This window comes from Actinocorallia populi, assembly GCF_002995495.1.
In the GTDB taxonomy this organism is placed as follows: domain Bacteria; phylum Actinomycetota; class Actinomycetes; order Streptosporangiales; family Streptosporangiaceae; genus Actinocorallia; species Actinocorallia populi.
In genome coordinates this window covers 216,992-237,389 of the sequence record NZ_PVZV01000011.1, presented here as the reverse complement: position 1 = coordinate 237,389, position 20,398 = coordinate 216,992, and the positions used below count along the sequence as shown (strand labels likewise).

The following is a 20,398-nucleotide window of genomic DNA, read 5'->3' as shown; positions in this document are numbered from 1 at the left end:
GGAAGGGGCACTAGTTGAGCAGTGGCGTGGAGGCGGAGATCGTCCTGGACGCCGCGGTGATCGCCAGCCTGGGGATGAACCGGCTGCTCGGCGCGGGCGCCGGAGCCGGGGCGAAGACGGCCGAGGTGCTGGCCGCGCTCGCCGAGAAGAAGGCGGGCGGGCGGGCCGAGGCGCTCGCCGAGGTCGAACGGTACGAGCGTGCGCTGCGCGAGGTCATCGACCGCAACGCCCGGATCCGTGCGCTCGGCGACGTCCGGCGCCGGGAGCACGCCGCCGTTCCCCTCCCCGCCGAGCTGGAGTTCACCGGTGAGGAGGAGTACGAAGCGCTCGTCTCCTGGTGCGCCGCCGCCGACGAGGCGCTCGCCCGTGCCGAGAGCGCCCTCGCCGAGGAGCTCGGGCGCCGCACCGCCCGCGAGCTCAAGACCCCTGCGAACCGCGGTGAAGACCTCGCCCGCGTCCTCTCCCGGCTCCCCCACGACACCGCCGAAGCCGACCGCCTCCATGTTCGGGAGGCCGCCGAGCGCGTCGCCCAGGCCACCACGGACGCCGAGGCCGAGGCCATGCTCACCGAGGTGCGCCTGCGCGTCCAGGAGGCGGGCCGGAACGTCAGGGCCGAGCGGGAGCGCCTCAAGGCCTGGGCGCTGGAGCAGGACAGGCTCGCCCAGGCCGAGGCCGAGCGCCAGTACATCCTGTCGACCATCACGCGGACCTTCGAAGAACTCGGCTACCAGGTCGACACCGGCTTCTCCACCTTCGTCCCCGTGGAGGGATCGCTGCTGCTGACCCGCTCCGCCTGGCCCGACCAGGCCGTCCGGATGCAGCTGGACGACTCCACCCTGCGCGCCAAGATGATGCGCACCCGGCCGGCGCTGAGCGAGGACGACCGCCGCCGCGACGCCGAGCGCGAACGGGAGTGGTGCGACGCCTTCGAGGCCGCCAAGGAGCGGCTGCGCGAGGACGGGCTGGACATGGAGCTCACCTGGCGGCTGGAGCCCGGCGCCGAGGAACTCCCGTTGGGTGCACAATCGACGTCGACCACCACGCAGCAGAAGAACAAGCCGAGGGAACGCCGACGTGAGCACTGACCAGCCCACCCTCGGCGGCCGCCTCATGGGCTGGCCGCCGTTCGTCCGGGAGCTCGACGCGACCCTGTCGGTGCACTCGCAGTATGTACTGTCGGGCAACCTCTACGACAGTTTCCTCTTCCCCAACGGCGGCGAGATCGCGCTGCTGCCGCTGCGCGAACTGCTGTGGGAGGCGCTGCAGTCCAGCGGGGTGTCCTGCATGCTCGTCTACGACGTGGTCGACGGGCTGCGCGTCTTCCCCGAGGACGACGACGCGCACGCCGCCGCCGAGAAGCTGCTCGGCAAGTGGGACGCCAAGCCGTCCCTGGAGGGGCTCACCAAGCACCTGGCGGCGCTGGCCCGGCCCTCCGAGCAGATCCGCGCGGCCTTCCTCATCGAGGGCGCGTCCCGGATCGGCACCTCCCCCACCGAGCTCCAGCCGCCCGAGCGCGACTTCTTCCGCTTCTGCGAGAAGCTCTCGCGCACGGCCCGGCCCGTCCGGGTGCCGGGAGTGCGGCCCAAGCCGTTCTACAACCCGATCCTGTGGCTGGTGGAGCGCCCCGGCGACCTCCCGGCCTGGCTGGCGGCCGAGAACGACGCCATCCGCGAGCTGACGCTGCCCCGCCCGCACCTGGGCGACCGGCAGGTGACCGCACGGCTGCTGGCCCGCGCGTTCGCCGCCGACCCCGAGGCCGACCAGGGGGCCGCCGAGGCCTGCGACGCCTTCGCCGAGCAGGCCGACGGGCTGACCCTCCAGTCGATGATCGAGGTCACCCGGCTGGCCAAGGAGCGCAACATCGACCTGGCCGACCTGCCCGACGCGGTGCGCACCTACAAGCTGGGCGTCCTGGACAACCCGTGGTCGCGCGGCCACCTGCGCCGCCGGGTGCTGGACGGCGAGCGGCGGGTGCCCGAACGGGTCCTGGGCCAGCCCCAGGCCGTCACCAAGACCCTGGACATCCTCAAGCGGGCGGTGCTGGGCCTGTCGGGCGCGCAGGCCACCAAGTCCGCCTCCCGGCCGCGCGGCGTGCTGTTCTTCGCCGGCCCGACCGGCACCGGCAAGACCGAGCTGGCCAAGTCGATCACCGAGCTGGTCTTCGGCGACGACTCGGCCTACCTGCGCTTCGACATGTCGGAGTTCTCCGCCGAGGGCGCCGGGGACCGGCTGATCGGCGCCCCGCCCGGCTACATCGGCCACGAGGCGGGCGGCGAGCTGACCAACGCGGTGCGCGAGGACCCGTTCCGGGTGATCCTCTTCGACGAGATCGAGAAGGCGCACCCGCGGATCCTCGACAAGTTCCTGCAGATCCTGGAGGACGGGCGGCTGACCGACGGGCGCGGCCACACCGTGCACTTCTCCGAGTCGATCCTGATCTTCACCTCGAACCTGGGCTCGGCCACGGTCACGCCGGGGCTGGGGTACGCCGAGATCGAGCACCGGATCAAGAGCGCGATCTCCGACCACTTCACCTCGACGCTCAACCGCCCCGAGCTGCTCAACCGGCTCGGCGACAACGTGATCGTCTTCAACTTCATCGGGGCCGAGGCCGCGTCGCGGATCTTCGACATGCAGCTGGCGAACATCTGCCGCCGGGTCACCGAGGAGCACCGGCTCAGCCTGGCGGTCAAGTCCGAGGTGATGGGCACGCTGCGCGAGTGGTGCACCGGCGAGCTCGACAAGGGCGGCCGCGGCATCGGCATGGCCCTGGAGTCGCATTTCGTCAACCCGCTGGCCCGCGCCCTGTTCGAGCTCGACCTGCCCGCCGGGACGCGGGTCACGGTGCGGGGCATCCGGCGCGAGGGCAGCATCGTCGAGCTGGAGCTGGACTCCACGCCTCCCGACTCCGCCGACGAGGAGACGTGAGCGGCGGCGGCTCGGTCCTGCTGGCCAAGCTGCACCATCCGGTGACCGCGCTGGGGCCGGGCGTGCGGGCCGGGATCTGGTTCCAGGGCTGCACGCTGGCCTGCCCCGGCTGCCTGTCCCGGGACACCTGGGAGGCCGACGAGAGCCACCGGGTGCCGGTGGCCTCGGTCCTGGAGTGGCTGGCGGGCCTGCCGGACCTGGACGGGGTCACGATCTCCGGCGGGGAGCCGTTCCAGCAGGTCCGCGCGCTACGGGAGCTGCTGGAGGGGCTGCAGGAGTGGCGCAGGTCACGTCCATTGGACATCCTGGTCTATTCCGGATATGTAATCTCGAGGCTCTCCCGGGATCCGGAGTCGCGGGACATCCTTAAACTGTGCGACGCTGTGGTGACCGGTCCGTACGTGGAGCGGCTCAACGACGGATCCCCGCTCCGGGGATCGGCGAACCAGCGACTCATACCGCTGTCCCCCCTGGGACGCAGGCGGTACGGGACTGACGAGATGGACGGGCGGCGCATGCAGGTGTGCGTCGAGGACGGTGCGGAAGGACGGCGGGTGTACTACATCGGCATCCCGCGCCGAGGCGACATGGATCGTCTGAGCGCGGTGCTGGACGGGGCGGGAGTACGAGCCGGGGAGGCCTCATGGAGACTCTGACCTGCGAGGTCTGTCAGACCCCGCACAATCCTGGCGACCTGATCTGCATGACCTGCGGGAACAACCTCACCCGCGGGCGTCGTCGGCGTCCCGCCCCCGCGGAACAGCCCTACGCGTCGCAGCCTGGTCCGGCGGGCGGCTACGGCCAGCCCGCGCAGGACCCGTACGGGCAGCCCGCCCAGTACGGCCAGCAGGGCCAGGACCCGTACGCCCAGCCCCAGCAGCCCGGCTACGGCCAGCCCCAGGGCCAGGACCCGTACGCCCAGCCGCAGCAGCCCGGCTACGGCCAGCAGCCCCAGCAGCCCGGCTACGGCCAGCCGCAGGGCCAGGACCCGTACGCCCAGCCCGGCGGCCAGGACCCGTACGCCCAGCCGCAGCAACCCGGCTACGGCCAGCCGCAGGGCCAGGACCCGTACGCCCAGCCGCAGCAACCCGGCTACGGCCAGCAGCCCGGCCCCCAGGACCCCTACGCCCAGCAGAGCCAGCCCAACCAGCTCGGCCAACAGGGCCAGGGCGGCTACGGCGGCCAGCCCCAGGGCCAGGACCCGTACGGCCAGCCGCTCGGCCAGCCCCAGCAGGGCTACGGCCAGCCGCAGGGCCAGGACCCGTACGCCCAGCCCGGCGGCCAGGACCCGTACGGCCAGCCCAACCAGCTCGGCCAGCAGGGCCAGGACCCCTACGGCCAGCCCCAGCAGGGCTACGGCCAGCCCGGCGCCCCGGACCCGTACGGCCAGCCGCAGCAGCCCGGCTACGGCCAGCAGCCCGGCCCTCAGGACCCGTACGGCCAGCCCCAGCAGCCCGGCTACGGCCAGCAGCCCGGCCCCCAGGACCCCTACGGCCAGCCCCAGCAGGGCTACGGGCAGCCCGGACCCCAGGGCTACGGGCAGCAGCCCCAGCCGGGCTACGGCCAGCCCCAGGACCCGTACGGACGCCGTCCGGGCCACCTGGATCCGCCGCCCGCCCGCGACGGCACGCTGATGCCGCCGCAGGACAGCACCGCCGCGATGTGCCCGCACTGCGAGAGCGTGCTGGCCAACCCGGCCGCGGCCCAGTGCAACGTCTGCCTCAAGCCGCTGCGGCCCGGCGGTCTGGGCCCGACGCTGCGGCTGAGCTTCCCCACCGGGGAGCTGAAGGTCACGGCCGGCCAGCAGCTGATCCTCGGCCGCGACGCGGGCCAGTCCCCCGCCGCGTCCACCTTCACCCAGTACGACAACGTCTCGCGCAAGCACGCGACCGTCTGGGTCGACCAGGGGGGCGTGGCCAAGGTCCGCGACGAGCGCTCCACCAACGGCACGTTCGTCAACGGCGAGCGCCTCTCCCCCGGCGTGGAGGCCTTCCTCCAGGACGGCGACTCCCTCCGCCTCGCCGCCGACGTCACCGGCACGGTGCACCTCAACTGACGCCGGAGGTCCGGGGGTCCCCAAGACCCCCGGACCCGCGGAATCGCCGTGATCTTCCTCTGCGGCGGTATCCGGCGCCTCGCGGCCACCGGCCGCACCGGCGCCGGGGCCGTTTCAAGTTCAAGTCCGGCACCGGGTGCGACGCCGGGTATCGGGTCGTCTTCGACGGCACCGCCAAGGGCGACACGCCTCTTCCAGGGCCGTCAGGACCGACGCCACCGGCAGGCCCACCCCGGGCTGACGGCCGTCCGGCGCTCCCGGTGCGGAAGCGCCCGGAACCTCAGGCGAGATCCCAGGGCAGCCACTCGTCGGTGGGGATCTCCACGCCCAGGTGCTCGGGCAGCACGACCGTCTCCCCGAACTTCCACGACTCCTCCTGCAGATACGCCCCCGTGGCGGCATCGGGAATCGAGTACAGGGTGATGACCTTGGCCTTCGGGTCACGGTCGACCAGCAGGTAATAGGGAATTCCCACCTGCGCGTAGTCGCGCCACTTGCTGAACTTGGTGTTCGCCTTGGCGGGACGTCGGTCGTTCCCGGCGTTCGACGGCGACGTGACCTCGACGACCATCTCGATCTGGTCGGAGACCAGCCTGTGTTCACGCGACGCCTCCTGGTACAGCCGGGCGTCCAGGATCATCAGATCCGGCAGGAAGCCCTGCTCGATCCCGACCATGTCGAGCCCGGTGCACTGCGAACAGCGCCAGGGGAATGAGGAGTCGTTGAACAGCCTTCCGCGAAACGGAAGCCCGATGGACTCGATGATCTGATTGTGGCCATGGGCCGGTGCACGTGACACCACGATCTCCCCGTCGATGATCTCCGTGTAGAAGAGTTCGGGGAGATGGAGATAGTCCTCGAGTTCACCGCGCAGCCACATGCCGTACGGCGTGTCCTCCTCCGGCAGGGACACGGAGAACTCCGGCGGGACCGAGACGATTACCATCTGCGCTCTTCTCCTCACGCTCAGCTCCCGTCATCGTAGGATCCGCCGTCTCCCAGCGTAGCCAGAACGCGAAGAAAAAACCCGGCTCCCCGAAGGGAACCGGGCTCGTATCGCCGCAGGTCAGGCGCGCTTGGCGCGGGCGGCCGTGCGCTCGCGGTCCTTGGTGTCGAGGATGACCTTGCGCAGGCGGACGGCGGTGGGGGTGACCTCGACGCACTCGTCGTCGCGGATGAACTCCAGGGCGGCTTCCATGGAGAGCTTCTTCGGCGGGGTGAGGCGGTCGAACTCCTCGGCCGTGGAGGAGCGGATGTTGGTCTTCTGCTTCTCCTTGGTGATGTTGATGCTCATGTCGTCGGCGCGGGAGTTCTCGCCGACGATCATGCCCTCGTAGACCTCGGTGGACGGGTCCACGAACAGGGTGCCGCGCTCCTGCAGGTTGAACATCGCGTAGGTGGTGGCCGTGCCCGCGCGGTCGGAGACCAGCGAGCCGGTGGGGCGGGTGCGCAGCTCGCCGAACCACGGCTCGTACTTCTCGAAGACCTGGTGGGCGATGCCGGTGCCGCGGGTCTCGGTGAGGAACTCGGTGCGGAAGCCGATCAGGCCGCGGGCCGGGACCAGGAACTCCATGCGGATCCAGCCGGTGCCGTGGTTGGTCATGTGCTCCATGCGGCCCTTGCGGACGGCCAGCAGCTGGGTGACGGCGCCGAGGTACTCCTCGGGGATGTCGACGGTCAGCCGCTCGACGGGCTCGTGCAGCTTGCCGTCGACCTGCTTGGTGACCACGCGGGGCTTGCCGAGGGTCAGCTCGTAGCCCTCGCGGCGCATGTTCTCCACCAGGATGGCCAGCGCCAGCTCGCCGCGGCCCTGCACCTCCCAGGCGTCGGGGCGCTCGGTCGGCAGGACCCGCAGCGAGACGTTGCCGACGAGCTCGCGGTCGAGGCGGTCCTTGACGAGGCGGGCGGTGACCTTGGTGCCCTTCTCGCGGCCCGCGAGCGGGCCGGTGTTGGTGCCCAGCAGCATGGAGATCGCGGGCTCGTCCACCGTGATCAGCGGCAGCGGGCGCGGGTCCTCGGGGTCGGCCAGGGTCTCGCCGATCATGATCTCGGAGATGCCGGCGATGGCGATGATGTCGCCGGGACCCGCGGACTCGGCCGGCTTGCGCTCCAGCGCGTCGGTCATCAGCAGCTCGGAGATCTTGACCCGCTCGACGCTGCCGTCGGCCTTGCACCAGGCGACCTGCTGGCCCTTTTTGATCGTGCCGTTGTACACCCGGCACAGCGCGATGCGGCCCAGGTAGCTGGAGGAGTCCAGGTTGGTGACCTGCGCCTGGAACGGGGCGGCCGGGTCGTACGCCGGCGCCGGGATCGTCTCCTTGATCACCTGGAACAGCGGCTCCAGGTCCTCGTTGTCGGGCATCTCGCCGTTGGCGGGCTGGTTGAGGCTGGCCCGCCCGGCGCGGCCCGAGGCGTAGACGATCGGGAAGTCGATCTGCTCCTCGGTGGCGTCGAGGTCCATGAACAGCTCGTAGACCTCGTCGATGACCTCGGCGATCCGGGCGTCGGGCCGGTCCACCTTGTTGATCACCAGGATGACCGGCATCTTGGCGCCCAGCGCCTTGCGCAGCACGAAGCGGGTCTGCGGCAGGGGGCCCTCGGAGGCGTCGACCAGCAGCACCACGCCGTCGACCATGGAAAGGCCGCGCTCGACCTCGCCGCCGAAGTCGGCGTGGCCGGGGGTGTCGATGATGTTCAGCAGCAGATCGCTGTGGCGGACCGCGGTGTTCTTGGCGAGAATGGTGATGCCCTTCTCGCGCTCCAGGTCGTTGGAGTCCATGACGCGGTCGTCGACGGACTGGTTGTCGCGGAAGGCTCCGGACTGCCAGAGCATGGCGTCCACGAGGGTGGTCTTGCCGTGGTCGACGTGGGCCACGATGGCCACGTTTCGCAGGTCGTCACGGGTGGCGATGGGCATGAGAGTACGCTCGGTTTCGTGTCGGGATTCGCCGCATCCGAAGGTCTGAATCGGGTCTGAATCCGGAACCGGGCGGCGCAGATCAGCGGTCTACCCCAGAATTCTAGTGCGTCCCGGCTTGTCGACCCGCCGTCACACGGTGTTCCACGTCACTCCCGGGCCCTTAACCGCAGGTCTAGGACGGTCCGGAAGACCTCAGGTGGGAGCGCACCGCCTCGACGGCCGGGAGGTCGCCGGGCAGCCAGGCGACGTCGCCGAGCTCGTCGCGGCCCAGCCAGCGCAGCGCCGTGTGCTCCAGCGCCTCGGGCTCGCCCTCCGCGAGCCGGGCCGTCCAGACCCGCAGCACCTTGCCCTCGCCCAGCGGCCAGTCGCCCCCGACCCGGACGAGCGGCTCGACGAGGACGCCGAGCTCCTCCTTGCACTCCCGGACCAGCGCTGCCTCGTCGGTCTCGCCCGGATCGACCTTGCCGCCGGGCAGCTCCCAGCCGCCCGCCAGCGAGGCCGGAGCCGCCCGCTGGGCGGCCAGCAGCCTGCCTTCGGAGATGATGGCGGCGCCCACCACGATGACCATGAGTCCTCCCGAGAGTTCCCCGCAACCTACCCGAGCGCGGAGTTCACAGCGTGGGACGCCCGCAGCACTTCTTGTACTTGGCGCCCGATCCGCACCAGCACGGGTCGTTGCGCTCCGGGGGCCAGGGGACCAGCTCGCCCTCGGGGGTGATGATCCGCGCGGACAGGTCGGCGCGCATCCGGCGTTCGATCTCCAGCCGGTCGGTGCCCGGATGGGTGAAGCGGGGCCCGGTCGGCAGCCGCTTGGTGCCGCGCTGCTCCACGGGCGGCAGGTAGTCGGCGACCAGCGCCTCCAGCCGGGCGTCGGAGCCGCCCAGGCGGCGGAAGTGGCCGCGGTGGATCAGCACGAGGTCGGGGTCCCAGCCTTCGGAGACGCCGCGCCGCAGGTCCTCGGCGAGCCACTCGACGGCCGTCTCGTGGTCGTCCAGCTCTCCCGCGAGCACCAGGGTGTTCATCAGCGCGTCCAGCGGCTCGGCCTTCCCGCGCAGCTCCTCCAGCAGCTCGCGCGCCTGGATCCTGTCGCCGTTCATCGCGTGCAGGTGGGCGATCGCGCCGAGCTCCTCCAGCCGCGCGGACTCGTCCACCTCGATCAGCCGGTAGGTCGCCTCGATCGCCTCGGGGTAGCGCTTCAACTCGGTCAGCTGGTCGATCAGCTCGTCCAGGTACTCCGGCAGCGCCTCGTCGCCCTCGGCCCGGGGATCGTCCAGCACCCGCTGCAGCAGCTCGACGGCCGCCGCGCGCCCCCCGGCCTGCTCGGCCTCCTCCAGGGCGTCGTCCAGGTCCAGCGGGTGAAACAACTCGTCAGGCAGCATCCGTCAAGTCTGCCAGAGGCCCCGCCCTGACCGGCCGCGGCGAGTCGGGGCCGGTCAGGGCGGGCGCCGCACGCTCAGCCGAGCTTCTCCAGCTGGTCCGCCACCTGGGGGTTCTCCATGGGGCGGGTGAAGCCGATCAGGGTGCCGATGCGGTAGGGCATGACGGCGATGGCCGGACGGCAGAAGGTGCAGCGGGCGACGATCATCTTGTTCTCGCCGATGACCATGCCGACGTGGCCGGGCCGGCCGGGGGCGGTGCCCGGACCGGAGTTGAAGAAGACGAGGTCGCCGGGCTGCTCCGAGCCGTCGTCGACCTTGGCGCCGAACGGCCACTGGTCGAAGGTGACGCGGGGGATGTCCAGGCCGGCGTGCTTGTAGGCCATCTGCATGAGCCCGGAGCAGTCGTAGCCGTCGGGGCCGACGCCGCCCCAGATGTAGGGCTTGCCGCGCTGGGCCAGCGCGAAGTCGATGATGCGGGCGACGACGCCGTCGGCGTAGGCGGGCAGGCCCTCGGTGTCCTTGCAGTCGGGCAGCCCGGCCGCCTGGATCACCCGGAACTCGCCGGCCGCGTACTTGGTCGCCCAGTCCAGCACGTCGTCGACGTAGTCCCAGGAGTGGTTGTACTGGAACAGCGCCGTGCGGATCTTCTCCGGCGCCTTGTTGTGCTTGAGGTAGCGGGCCGCGGCGGGGATCGCGTCGGCCGGGTCGTAGCGGTTCTTCGCGCCGTCCCCGTCGCCGTCGACGGCGAAGGCCTTCCACGTCGGCTCCAGGAACTGCATCGGGCCGCCCGCGCCGGCGTAGTTCTCGCCGCTGAGGACGCCCTCGGCCTCCAGGGTGCCGTGGATCGTCTCGACCCGGCCGACCCCGGCCAGGACGTTCCACGGGATGCCGTACTCCTCGCCCGCCTTCTTGTAGAGGGCGAGGTAGTTCTCGGGGATGCCCTTGGCGGCCTCGGCCTCGCTGGGCTGCTCGGCGGCATCGGAGGTGTCGACGCAGTTGCCGCGGCCGCCTCCCCCGCCGAAGAGGAACTGGGAGGCGCCGAAGAACGTGGGGACGACCAGGAGGGCGAAGAAGAGCGCGGCGAACACGCTGACCGCGGCCACCGCCAGCAGGCGCCGCCTCATCCGGACTCACCGTCCTGCCCGACGTCGGCCGGGCCGAAGGAGTACACCTTCCAGGAACCTCCGGTGTTCTGCACCGTCACCGCCCACTGCTCGCTGTCCTGGCCGGTGGTGCCGGCCTCGGTGACCTGCTGGATGCCGGTGACCACGAAGGTGATCGAGGTGCCGCCGATCGTGCGGATGGAGTTCAGCGAGGCGCTGCCCTCCGCGACGGTCCGGTCGGCCTTGCGCTGCTCCAGGATGCCCGGGGAGGACGCGGCGGCCAGCAGGTCGTCATGGACCTGATCGTTCACCAGCGGGCGGAGCCTGTCCAGATAGGTCTGCGGGGTCTCGTCGTACCGGTACGTCCCGTAACGGGAGACGAACTGCTGGGCGGTGGTGGCCGCCGTCGCGAAGTCCTCCCTGCCGAAGGGCAGCAGCCGGTAGACGTCGAAGCTCTCCGGGTCGACGAGCTCGTCGATGCCCGGCGGCGGGGTGGCGGGAGCGGCGGGCGGGGCGCTCGCCACCGGGGCGCCGTCCCGCTCCACCGGCTCGGTGTCGGGCCTGGGCCACCACAACCACAGGCCCAGCAGGACCAGCACCGCGGCCATCCCCGCGAAGAGCACGCGGCGCTGGCGGTCGTCGTTCAGGTTCATGGCCTCAGTCGTCTGAGTCGGCCGGCCTCAGCCAGAACGGGGTGGGGGGCTCGGCGTCGGCGACCCGCTTGGCCCACAGCGGCGGCGCCTGGTCGCGCGCGGCGGGCGCCGGGGTCTCCCGCTGGCGGGGCACCGACGCGCCCGTGACGCCTCCGCCGCTCCTGCCGCCGCCCCCGCTGCCCTCGGCCTTCGGCCGGGAGACCGCGGGCCTGGACACGGGGCGCTCGCCCGCCGGGGCGGGCTTCGTGCCGCCCGTGCCCTTGCGGGCCAGCGGCCGGGGGCCGGACGCCGGACGGCCGCCGGCGCCCGCGGAGGTGCGGCCGCGGCCCGTGGAGGCGGTGCCCCCGCCGGCGGAGGCACCGGGGCTTCCGCCGCCGTTCCGGCGGCTGGGCAGGTTCAGCGGGGGCACGGTGTCGGCGACGCGGGTGGAGCCGGCCGAGTCGCCCGCGCGTGCCTTGGTGCCCAGCACGCCCGAGGCGGACTTGGCGGAGGGGTCGTCGGAGCCGACGGCCGACAGGGCGGGCACGCCGTCCTCGCGGCGGACCAGCCGGGACAGCGCGGCGCCCGGGGCGGCGGCCTGCGCGACGCCGAGGGTGCTCTTGCGCATCGTCGCGATGGACTTCTCCAGCTCGCTCTCCGAGCGGGAGCGGGAGACCGCCGAGTAGCCCACGGAGGCGAACAGGTGCTGGAACGGTTTGCGGTAGATGAACGCCGCGCCCGTCACCAGCGCGATGAGCATGATCTGCAGGCCCCAGGGCAGCCCCTCCCCGAGGATCACCCCGTAGGCCCACAACAACAGGGCGAGCACGCCTATCAGCGCCGCCTGTTTGAGCAGCATCGACAGCAGGAGCTCCAGCCATCTGACCGCGATCACCCGGCCTATCCCCGGGTGGATGCCGATGCCCAGGAAGATCGGTCCGGCCACCAGCAGCAGCAGGAACGCGATCTTCACGATGATCAGGGTCACCGAGATGACCAGGATGAGCAGACCCGCGACCAGCGCGGCGAACAGCGCGCCGAACGCGACGGCCAGCCGCGACGTCCACTGCTTGCCCTGGAAGAGCGGGTAGACGCCCGGGTAGTCCTCCTTGATGCTCTTGGCGACCTGCTGGTAGGCGTCGGCCTTGGCGCCCATGTCGGGCTTCTCCGCGCCGTACGTCTCGGTGAGGTCGACGCCCTGGGCGTACAGCAGCCGGTCGGCGTGCTCCTTGACGATCTCGGCCTCGGGGTCGGTGGTGCCGAACTCGCCCATCAGCCACGGCTTGCACACCAGCGCCACCCACAGGCCGTTGGCGTTGCGGGTGGTGGCGTCCAGCTCGGAGTCGTCCAGCGTCGGCCTGCCCTCGGGCGTGGGGACGCACGTGGTGCCCCCGCCGCTCTGCGGCAGCGCCGCGTTGAACGCCGCACTGGTGGCGTTGGAGACCGTGGTGCCCAGCGTGGTGAAGTCGCCGGGGCGGGCGATCAGCCAGATCAGGCCGACCATCGCCGCGACCATCCAGATGGTGCCCTCGGCGACCTTGGACGTGCGCTTGCGGACCAGGCCCCACCAGGCCAGGGTGATCGCGCCCAGGATGACGACCGGCGTCCAGTAGCGGGCGTTGAACGTCTCGCCGATGCCGGTGATGACCTCGTCGACCGTCTCCTTCAGCCAGCCCAGCAGCGACTCCGACGCCGCCGCCTGGTAGACGCTGATCGTGGTGCGGTCGATGGCGCGGACGAGGGTGAACAGGGTGTTGGAGACGGAGTTGCCGATCATGGCCATGGCGTCGCCGCAGCCCATGTCGACGGCGTACCAGGTCTGGCCCGCGGTGCCGTAGCGGTCGTAGTAGGTGAGCTGGTCCGCGGCGGTGGTCTTCAGCTGCTCGCTCGGGTAGTCCGGCGGCTTGATCAGGCCGTCGGTGCCCGAGCCGTACGCCTCGGGGGCGGGGGCGGCGGCGGGCGCGCAGGCGTCGTTGGGGTTGGTGCTCCACGGCGGGTCCGGCGCGGCCGCGGCGGCCGGCGTCATGAGCAGGAACACCGCCATGCACAGGAGCAGCACGACAGATCGCCGGCGTCCCCCTCCACTGCGGACACGGCCGACGGCACGTCGGAGTCTCATCCGGCGCTCTCCTCTGGGTCAGCCCCCGTCTTGGACAGAACCGGCTTCTGGCGCGTCGGGTTGGTGTCCAGCCAGCGCAGGAGCTCCTCGGAGACGAGGTCCACGCCGATCCGGCCAGCCCGGCCGTCCAGATCCCGGAAGATGCACTCGCCGTTGCCGAGGTTGCGCAGCACGCCCTTGTGCTCCTCCGAGGACTCGACACCGAGCAACGCCATGACGTTGCCGACCTCCCCGCGCTCGCTGGAGCGGAAGGAGAACACCGACGAGAGACAGTTCGTCACCTGCTCATTCAACAGGTCTCCCGCATTTTGCGAAACCAAGATCAACGCAGTGTTGCGGGAGCGGCCCATCCGCGATACTTCCGGCACCAGTTTGGCGCCCTCGGGTGTCGAAGTGATGGCCCACGCCTCGTCCAGGAAGATGGCCTTGGGCAGCCTGCGGTCCAGCCCGTGCATGAGCCGGCGCGCGAACTGCGAGACCAGGTACATCAGGGCGACCGACAGGCGCTGCTCGTAGGAGTAGTCCTCGCGGTTGACCGTCACGTCCGGCAGGGTCAGGCCGCCGAGGGTGAAGACGGTCGTCCAGCCCTCGGTGTCGATGCGCTCGCCGCCGTAGGGGTCGAAGCACAGCGACGCCAGACGCATCTCCGACATCGAGCGCAGCACCGCGCCGAGGTTCCTGGAGGCAGCGTCCTCGGCCGCCTCCAGGTGGTCCACGACCTTGCCCAGCGACGGGCGGTCGGCGTTGGCGACGGCGCCCACCGCCTGGATCATCGCCGACTCGCGCTCCTCGGACATGCGCGGCAGCAGCAGCCGCAGCGTCTCGGTCGCCATCGTCTTCTTGACCGCGAGGTCGTCGTCGAAGCCGAACGGGTCGAGCAGGCCCGGCGCCGCCGAACCGAGCGGCAGGATGCGGGCACGGCGCCCGCGTGCCTTCAGCAACTCCACGAGCGCCTCTGCGTCACCTTTGGGATCGATCGCCGCGATCGTAACCCCGCGCAGTGCCATCTGGTAGATGAGCAGGAGGGCCAGAGTCGTCTTACCGCCGCCGGGCTCTCCGGTGATCGCGACGGCCGTCGGGCGGTTGCGCGCGGCCGCGACCAGCGGGTCGAAGTGCACGATGCTGCGCGCCCGGCCCAGCGTCTCGCCGATGTAGGGGCCGGTCCAGCCGCCGCCCGTGTCGTCCCTGCGGTCGCCGAGGTCGACGGTCGCCACCGGCATGCCGCCCGCGATCGTGCGCAGCGGCTGGCGCTGGGCGTAGGCGTTCAGGCGGAGGCGGTCGCCCGGCAGGGACTCGCTGAACAACGAGAACTGGTCGCCGGTGGAGTTGACGACGTCGATGCCGATGTCGCGGTAGTGCTCGACGACGGCGTCGACGCGCTGGACGAGCAGCTCCTCGGTGTGCGCCGTCACGATGAGGCGGTGCCAGCCGTAGACGAACGGGAGGCGCTCCTTGGTGATGCCGTGCTCCAGCATCCGGGCCGCGTCGATCTGCTCGGCCAGCGCGATCGGCGCCTCCGCGCCCGCCTCGCGGATGTGGGCGTCCATGTCGCGGGCGTGCGCGAGCTTGCGGGAGACGTCCTTGGAGGCCAGCGCGGGCGGGATGAGGCGCATGCGCGAGCTGATCTCGACGGGGAAGGACAACGAGTCGGCATAGTGCAGCCACGGCTCGCCGTCCGGGAACGGCATCAGGTCGGGGAAGCGCGCGAACGACAGGTACGCGGTGTAGGACTCGCCGCCGGGCTGCTCCATGCGCAGGTTGGAGCGGCCGTTGTGGATCGCCCCCTCGATCAGCGCCTCGATCTCGCCCGCGCCCCAGCGGCGCTTGGCGACCGCCGACGGCGGCGGGTCGGCGAGCGCGCCCGTCACGGCGTGCTGGAACAGCCACGCGACCTCCACGGACGTGGCGTGGCGGGCGCGCAGGGCGCCGCCGGACAGGGCTCTGCCGAGACGCTCGGCCTGCTCCGTCCAGCGCTTGATCTCGCGCTCGTCGATCGCGTCGTCCTGCAGGCCCAGGCCGCGCTCGGACCTGCGGTAGAAGCCCAGCAGCGTGCCGAGCGAACCCTGCAGCTGCACGCCGCGCCTGCCGAGCCGGACGCCGAGGTAGACCTCCTTGGACCAGAAGTCCTTCACCCAGACGTGCGAGTACATCTCCTCCAGGTACGCGCGCCAGCCGGGGCCGTTGTCGCTCGTCCTGTCCAGCGCCAGCGCCCAGTCCGCCGCCGGGTACGTCCGGTGCGCGATCCGCAGGTGGACCTCGGCGTCCTGCATGCGGATCGCGGCCAGCGCGATGGTGAGGTTGGTCGCGAGCGCCTCGCGCTCCTCGGCGGTGGTGAACTCGTAGCTGAACGTCGGCAGCCGGAAGTACGCCCAGGCCGCGTGCTCGCCGAGCAGGATGCGGTCGTCGAAGTACCGGACGGCCAGCCGACTCGTCTTCGTCCGACTCACTGCGTGCGCTCCTGGTGGTAGGGGGACGGGTCCTGGTACCTCTCGGGCAGGACCGAGAAGCCGCCCGCGACGACCGCGCTCAGGGCCAGGTAGGCCCGTCGCGTCGGCGGCCGCAGGGCCTTGAGCTCGTTGCGGGGCGATCGGTCGAGGCTGAGGTGGTCGTCCCAGGGGATGCGGACCAGCGCGCGGCACTGGCCGCGCGCCACCTGCTCGGCCTGCTCCACGTCGCCGTGGCTGCGGCGGCTCACCCCGTTGATGACGGTGACGGCCCGCTGCCTCAGGTCGTGGTAGCCGTGGCTGTCGAGCCACTCGAACGTCATCGCCACCGCGCGCGGGGCGTCCGCGCTGGCCGGGGCGACCAGGACGATCTGGTCGGCGTGCGGCAGCACCCGGCTGACGACGCTCGCGGCGGCGTCCAGCAGGGTGACGCTGTAGAAGCGGTCGAGCGTGCGGACCGCCTGCGCGTAGTCCCGGTCGTCCAGCGCGTGCAGCGGGGTCTTGCCGGCCGCGACCACGTCCAGGCCCGACTTGGACCGGCTGGTGTAGCGGCGGATGCCCGACAGGCTGCCGATGTGCTCGGCGTTGGCGATGAGCGACGTGAGCGTCTCGTGCGTGTCGATCTTGGTGCGGCGGGCCAGCGCGCCGTGCCCGGGGTTGACGTCGAGCGCGACGGTCGGCTCCCCGCAGAACTGCGCGAAGGTGTGGCCCATCATCAGCGCGGTGACGGTCTGCCCGGCGCCGCCGGTGCAGCCGAGCACCACGATGTGGCGGGTGCCCTGGAAGGGCCGCTGCAGCCGCTCGATGTAGTCCTGGTCGACGGGGTTGCCGCGGCTGAGCAGCCTGCGCAGCCCGCCCGGCTCCTCCACCGGCTGGTCCGGCGGCGTGATCGCCTGCACCCGCTCCACCGGCGGCGTCGGCACCGGCATCGGCCGCGGCCGCACCGGAGAGGCGGGCCCCGAACGCACCTCGCGCGGCGGCGGGGGCAGCTCGTCCCGCCGCTGCGGCGGCGGAGGCACGATCCGCGGCGGCTCCGGCTTCACCGGCTGCCCCCGCACCGGCTCCGGCAGCCGGTCCCGGCTCGGCGCCCCCGGCCACACCGACCGTTCCGGCGCCCGCCCGAACCCCTGCTCACCTTCCACCGCGCTGATCCGCGGCCGCTGCTCCCGCTGCCCGAAGCTCCCGGGAGGCGCTCCCGGCCCTCCCTCGGCCCCCACGACCGGCTGCGGCCCGCTCCGCGTGCTCTCAGACCCCGGCCCCTGCGCGGCGAACGGCTCCTCCTCCCGCCCGCCCCGAGGCGCGAACGGCCTGACCTGCCCTGCCGACCCCTGCCGACCTCCCCGCGGAGCCTGCGCCCCGCCTTCCACGGACTCCCGCCCGAAAGCAGCAGGCCGCTGCGCCCCCGCCCGCGGCCCCCCGGCCGCCGCAGGCCGCTGCGGCACCTCCCGCGAATCCCGAACCGGCACCCGCGGCCCACCCTGCGAGCCCTCGGACTCCGCGGACCTCTGCGAGACCGAACGCGCATCATCCCGAACCGGCACCTGCGGCCCCGTCCTCGTCTCCTCGGACTCCGCAGGGCTCTGCGGCACGGCACGCGCGACCTCCCGGTCGGGCACCTGCGAACCCGCCCGCGGCCCCGCAGCCGCCGCAGGCCGCTGCGGCACCTCCCGCGAATCCCGAACCGGCACCCGCGGCCCACCCTGCGAACCCTCGGAAGCCGCAGGGCTCTGCGGGACCGCTCGCGGGTCACCGGTCGCCGCGGGCCGCTGCGGCACCGCACGCGGAGCCTGAACAGGCACCTGCGGAACCGTCCGCGAACCCTCAGAAGCCGCAGGGCTCTGCGGCACGGCACGCGGCCCTTCCCGGCCGGGCACCTGCGGGGCCGTCCGCGGGCTCTCGGGTGCCGCAGGGCTCTGCGGGACCGCTCGCGGGTCATCGGGCGCCGGGGGCCTTTGCGGTACGGCTCGCGGAGCCTGAACAGGCACCTGCGGACCCGTCCGCGAACCCCCAGAGGCCGCAGGGCTCTGCGGCACGGCACGCGGAGTTTCCCGGCCGGGCGTCCGCGGGTCCTCGGAGGCCGCAGGGCTCTGCGGGACCGGCCGCGCATCGTCCTGGGCGGGGGTCTGCGGGGTCTCGGGCGCTGCGGGGGGCTGGGGTCCGGACGGGGTGCGCGGGGGCTGCTGGGCGGCGGCCCGGGGTGCGACGGCGGGGATGTCCGGGGCGGTCGCCGGGGGCGGCGACACGCGGGCGGGGGGGAGTTCGCCGGGGGCCGGGACGGGGGGCCAGATCTGCTGGTCCGTGCGGTTGGCCACCGAGTCGGGCGGGCTCACCTGCGCGGCGGGCCTCTCCGGCTCCTGCCGGGGCTCGGCCTCGTGTTCGCGGCGCGGCGCGGCGGCCGCTCCGAACGATCCCGGGATCTGCGGGATGTCGGGGACGGTCGCGGGCGGTCGTCCCGTCGCAGGCCGTTCCGCGTTCTCCTCTTCGGCCATGGCAGGCGCGCGCTCCTCGTGCACAACGGCCTCGTCCCCCTCCGGAACGGGCGCGGACGACCTGGGAGGAACGCCCGGTGCCTGCTCGTCCGCGTGCGTCATGTCCCCTTCCTCCGAAGGCGACCGCACGTCCTCGGACCGTACGGCGGTGCCCTCCGGCCGGCCGGCCGCGCGGTCGTGCGCGTCCCGCGCGGGCACGGCTTCACCGGACCGGTCGGCGTCCCCGACGCGCGCGGCCTCCTCGGCGCGCACGACGTCCTCGATCCGGGCGGCGTCCCTCAGCCGCCCGGCCTCCTCGGCCCGTACCTCTGCCTCGGCGCGCGCCGCCTCTTCGGCCCGTGCGGCCTCCCGCAGCCCGGCGCGGACGTCCTCCTCGGCCCGTGCGGCCTCTTCAGCGCGCACGACCTCCTCGACACGGGCGGCCTCCCGCAAACCAGCGCGGGCGTCCTCCTCCGTCCGTGCGGCCTCTTCAGCGCGCACGGCATCCTCCACGCGGGCGCTCTCCCGCAGCCCGACGCGAATGTCTTCCTCCGCCTGTGCGGCCTCCTCGGCGCGCACGGCATCCTCGACGCGGGCGGCCTCCTGCAGCCGGGTCGGCTCGTCCGCTCCGGCGACCGGCATGACCTCCCAGGCGTCCTCGTCCGCCGAACGGCGTCCGGACGCCACGTCGCCGACCCGGGCCTCCTCGTCCCGGGCCTCGTGCCCGGCGTGCTCGGCCTCCTCCACGCGCACGACGTCCTGCGTCCGCGCGGTGTCCGGCTCTTCAGCGGCCTCCGCGGCGCGCGGCGCCTCCTGAGCGCGAACGTCGTCCTCCGCGAAGACGGCCTCCCGCGACCGCGTGGCCTCCTCCGCTCCACCGCTCTCCACGGCACGCGCCGCTTCCCGGGCACGACCAGCATCCATCACGGACGCATCCTCGCCCACCGGAGCGCCATCCTCGCCCCGAACTGCATCTTCTGTTCCCGCGTCCTCCACGGCGAGGGCCGGCTCATCGGCGGAAACAGTGTCCTTGACGGACATGTCCTCGCCCTGGACGCCTTCCGTTCCGGTGCTCTCCACGACGGTCCCCGCCTCAGCGGATTCCGCCATCGCGGGTTCCACCACGGCGGGTTCCGCCGCGGGGGCCGGCTCGTCGCGGCGGGGCGTGTTCCGGGCGGCGTCCCAGGCGTGTTCGGCCTGGTGTTCGTGGAGCGCGTCCTGGATGCGCGCGGTGTCCTCGGCTCGGGTGGCCTCGCGCGCGGGGAGGGAGTCGCGGAGGCGGGCGGACTGCTCGGCCGGAGGGAGGCTCTCCGCGGGAGTCGGGGCCTGCGGGCGGGGACGGCGGCGGGCCGCTTCCCGTGCGCGGGCCGCCGCCTGCGTGCGGGCGGCCTCCTCGGCGCGGGCCGCCGCGGCGGCCTGGCGGATGGCGGCGGCGTCGAAGGTGGTGCGGACCGCGTGGGTGGGGGGGCCGCCGGCCGTCTCGTCGACGTCGGCGGGACGCCAGTACTCGACCTCCTCGCCGGGACGGCGGATGCCGGAGATGAGGGCGCGGCGCGCGGGAGCCTCGGGCGGAGGCGGCGGGGCGGGCGTCTGGTCCGTCCCGGTCTCGGCGGCCCCGGTGCCGACGGGCTCGGCCTCCGCCACGGGAATCGGCTCGTCCAGCGGGACGGCGTCGGGGGCCACGGACTCGGTGCGCAGCGGCTCGGACGGCGTGTCGAGGGCGGTGGAGTCCGGGGCGGGCATGCGTTCGGCCGGTTCGGGGGCGGGCACGTGCTGGGCGTTCATCTGGGCCTGCATGCGGGCGACGGCGCCCTGGTGGGCGGCCGCGTACTCGGCGGCGTACTCCGACAGCGGCTGCGGGGCGGCAGCGGTGGCGGGGGTCGGCGCGGCCGTCGCCTGCTGCGCGCGTGCGGGCAGCGGCACCTCGGTGAGCGCGTCGAGCGAGGGGGTCAGCTGGCGGGGCGAGCGCCACACGCGGGCGACGACCACGACGTCGCGGGGTTCGCGGATCGGCGTCAGGCGGCACCAGGTGCGCGGCTCGCTGAGGTAGCGCGCCTGCGACTGCAGCAGCTCGTTGAGCCGCTTGCCCTCGATGACGGGACGGGTCGCCAGCCAGGCGACGACCCCGGGCGGCACGAGGTAGAGCACGTGCCACGGCGCGCCGAACGGCACGCCGAAGAACTGCAGGAGAACGATCCAAGGCAGGAAGGAACCCGCGTACACACCGATGGTGACCAGCGGAAGCGGCATCGGCAGCCGCAGGTCGTACAGCTTGTACAGCCGTTTCTCGATGCGCCAGACATTGGTGTACGTAGGCAGATCCATGCGCCGCTCCCCTCGCCGTCGACC

The 20,398-nt window shown here is 72.7% G+C and carries 13 protein-coding genes; 4 read left to right on the top strand and 9 right to left on the bottom strand.

The window, feature by feature from the left end; genetic code table 11:
- Positions 1-14: 14 nt before the first annotated feature.
- From C2865_RS35375 to C2865_RS35360, 4 genes are read left to right on the top strand one after another with little or no spacing between them, the layout of a single operon-like run.
- On the top strand, positions 15-1,085 hold the full coding sequence (locus tag C2865_RS35375; protein ID WP_106403005.1) for a response regulator receiver protein: 1,071 nt from the start codon (positions 15-17) through the stop codon (positions 1,083-1,085).
- On the top strand, positions 1,075-2,928 hold the full coding sequence (locus tag C2865_RS35370) for an AAA family ATPase (RefSeq protein ID WP_232835981.1): 1,854 nt from the start codon (positions 1,075-1,077) through the stop codon (positions 2,926-2,928). The genes C2865_RS35375 and C2865_RS35370 overlap by 11 nt, the downstream gene beginning before the upstream one ends.
- Positions 2,925-3,584: a 4Fe-4S single cluster domain-containing protein gene (locus C2865_RS35365; protein WP_106403004.1), complete on the top strand. Its 660-nt coding sequence runs from the start codon at positions 2,925-2,927 to the stop codon at positions 3,582-3,584. The genes C2865_RS35370 and C2865_RS35365 overlap by 4 nt, the downstream gene beginning before the upstream one ends.
- A complete protein-coding gene (locus C2865_RS35360; protein ID WP_106403003.1) occupies positions 3,572-4,984 on the top strand; it encodes an FHA domain-containing protein in 1,413 nt (470 codons plus the stop codon). The genes C2865_RS35365 and C2865_RS35360 overlap by 13 nt, the downstream gene beginning before the upstream one ends.
- A 280-nt stretch (positions 4,985-5,264) precedes the next feature.
- On the opposite strand, the gene C2865_RS35355 is transcribed toward C2865_RS35360, so the two are convergent.
- The 9 genes from C2865_RS35355 to C2865_RS35315 all read right to left on the bottom strand — a co-directional run bounded on the left by C2865_RS35355 (position 5,265) and on the right by C2865_RS35315 (position 20,374).
- Positions 5,265-5,930 carry a Uma2 family endonuclease gene (locus tag C2865_RS35355; RefSeq protein WP_106403002.1) on the bottom strand — a complete coding sequence of 222 codons (666 nt, stop codon included), beginning with the start codon at positions 5,928-5,930 and terminating at the stop codon, positions 5,265-5,267.
- Positions 5,931-6,050: 120 nt separating this feature from the next.
- Positions 6,051-7,901 (bottom strand): translational GTPase TypA, encoded by a 1,851-nt coding sequence (gene typA, locus C2865_RS35350; RefSeq protein ID WP_106403001.1) that lies wholly within the window; start codon positions 7,899-7,901, stop codon positions 6,051-6,053.
- Between the two features lie 175 nt (positions 7,902-8,076).
- Complete coding sequence (locus C2865_RS35345) at positions 8,077-8,472, bottom strand: (deoxy)nucleoside triphosphate pyrophosphohydrolase (protein ID WP_106403000.1); 396 nt, start codon at positions 8,470-8,472, stop codon at positions 8,077-8,079.
- 43 nt (positions 8,473-8,515) lie between these two features.
- Positions 8,516-9,283 carry an SEC-C domain-containing protein gene (locus tag C2865_RS41175; RefSeq protein WP_232835980.1) on the bottom strand — a complete coding sequence of 256 codons (768 nt, stop codon included), beginning with the start codon at positions 9,281-9,283 and terminating at the stop codon, positions 8,516-8,518.
- Between the two features lie 74 nt (positions 9,284-9,357).
- Positions 9,358-10,407 carry a bifunctional lytic transglycosylase/C40 family peptidase gene (locus C2865_RS35335; RefSeq protein WP_106402999.1) on the bottom strand — a complete coding sequence of 350 codons (1,050 nt, stop codon included), beginning with the start codon at positions 10,405-10,407 and terminating at the stop codon, positions 9,358-9,360.
- Positions 10,404-11,039: a hypothetical protein gene (locus C2865_RS35330; RefSeq protein WP_106402998.1), complete on the bottom strand. Its 636-nt coding sequence runs from the start codon at positions 11,037-11,039 to the stop codon at positions 10,404-10,406. The genes C2865_RS35335 and C2865_RS35330 overlap by 4 nt, the downstream gene beginning before the upstream one ends.
- Before the next feature lie 4 nt (positions 11,040-11,043).
- The gene (locus tag C2865_RS35325; protein ID WP_106402997.1) at positions 11,044-13,137 is read right to left on the bottom strand and encodes a type IV secretion system protein; all 2,094 of its coding nucleotides are present in this window, start codon (positions 13,135-13,137) and stop codon (positions 11,044-11,046) included.
- The gene (locus C2865_RS35320) at positions 13,134-15,584 is read right to left on the bottom strand and encodes an ATP-binding protein (protein ID WP_106402996.1); all 2,451 of its coding nucleotides are present in this window, start codon (positions 15,582-15,584) and stop codon (positions 13,134-13,136) included. The genes C2865_RS35325 and C2865_RS35320 overlap by 4 nt, the downstream gene beginning before the upstream one ends.
- A complete protein-coding gene (locus C2865_RS35315) occupies positions 15,581-20,374 on the bottom strand; it encodes a TcpE family conjugal transfer membrane protein (protein ID WP_106402995.1) in 4,794 nt (1,597 codons plus the stop codon). The genes C2865_RS35320 and C2865_RS35315 overlap by 4 nt, the downstream gene beginning before the upstream one ends.
- Between the last annotated feature and the right edge of the window lie 24 nt (positions 20,375-20,398).

Excerpts from the sequence above, each read along its gene's own strand:
- C2865_RS35345 (WP_106403000.1), bottom strand. The coding sequence starts at position 8,472 with ATGGTCATCGTGGTGGGCGCCGCCATCATCTCCGAAGGCAGGCTGCTG.
- C2865_RS41175 (WP_232835980.1), bottom strand. The coding sequence starts at position 9,283 with ATGCTGCCTGACGAGTTGTTTCACCCGCTGGACCTGGACGACGCCCTG.
- C2865_RS35315 (WP_106402995.1), bottom strand. The coding sequence starts at position 20,374 with ATGGATCTGCCTACGTACACCAATGTCTGGCGCATCGAGAAACGGCTG.
- C2865_RS35360 (WP_106403003.1), top strand. The coding sequence starts at position 3,572 with ATGGAGACTCTGACCTGCGAGGTCTGTCAGACCCCGCACAATCCTGGC.
- C2865_RS35355 (WP_106403002.1), bottom strand. The coding sequence starts at position 5,930 with ATGGTAATCGTCTCGGTCCCGCCGGAGTTCTCCGTGTCCCTGCCGGAG.
- C2865_RS35335 (WP_106402999.1), bottom strand. The coding sequence starts at position 10,407 with ATGAGGCGGCGCCTGCTGGCGGTGGCCGCGGTCAGCGTGTTCGCCGCG.
- C2865_RS35330 (WP_106402998.1), bottom strand. The coding sequence starts at position 11,039 with ATGAACCTGAACGACGACCGCCAGCGCCGCGTGCTCTTCGCGGGGATG.
- typA (WP_106403001.1), bottom strand. The coding sequence starts at position 7,901 with ATGCCCATCGCCACCCGTGACGACCTGCGAAACGTGGCCATCGTGGCC.
- C2865_RS35325 (WP_106402997.1), bottom strand. The coding sequence starts at position 13,137 with ATGAGACTCCGACGTGCCGTCGGCCGTGTCCGCAGTGGAGGGGGACGC.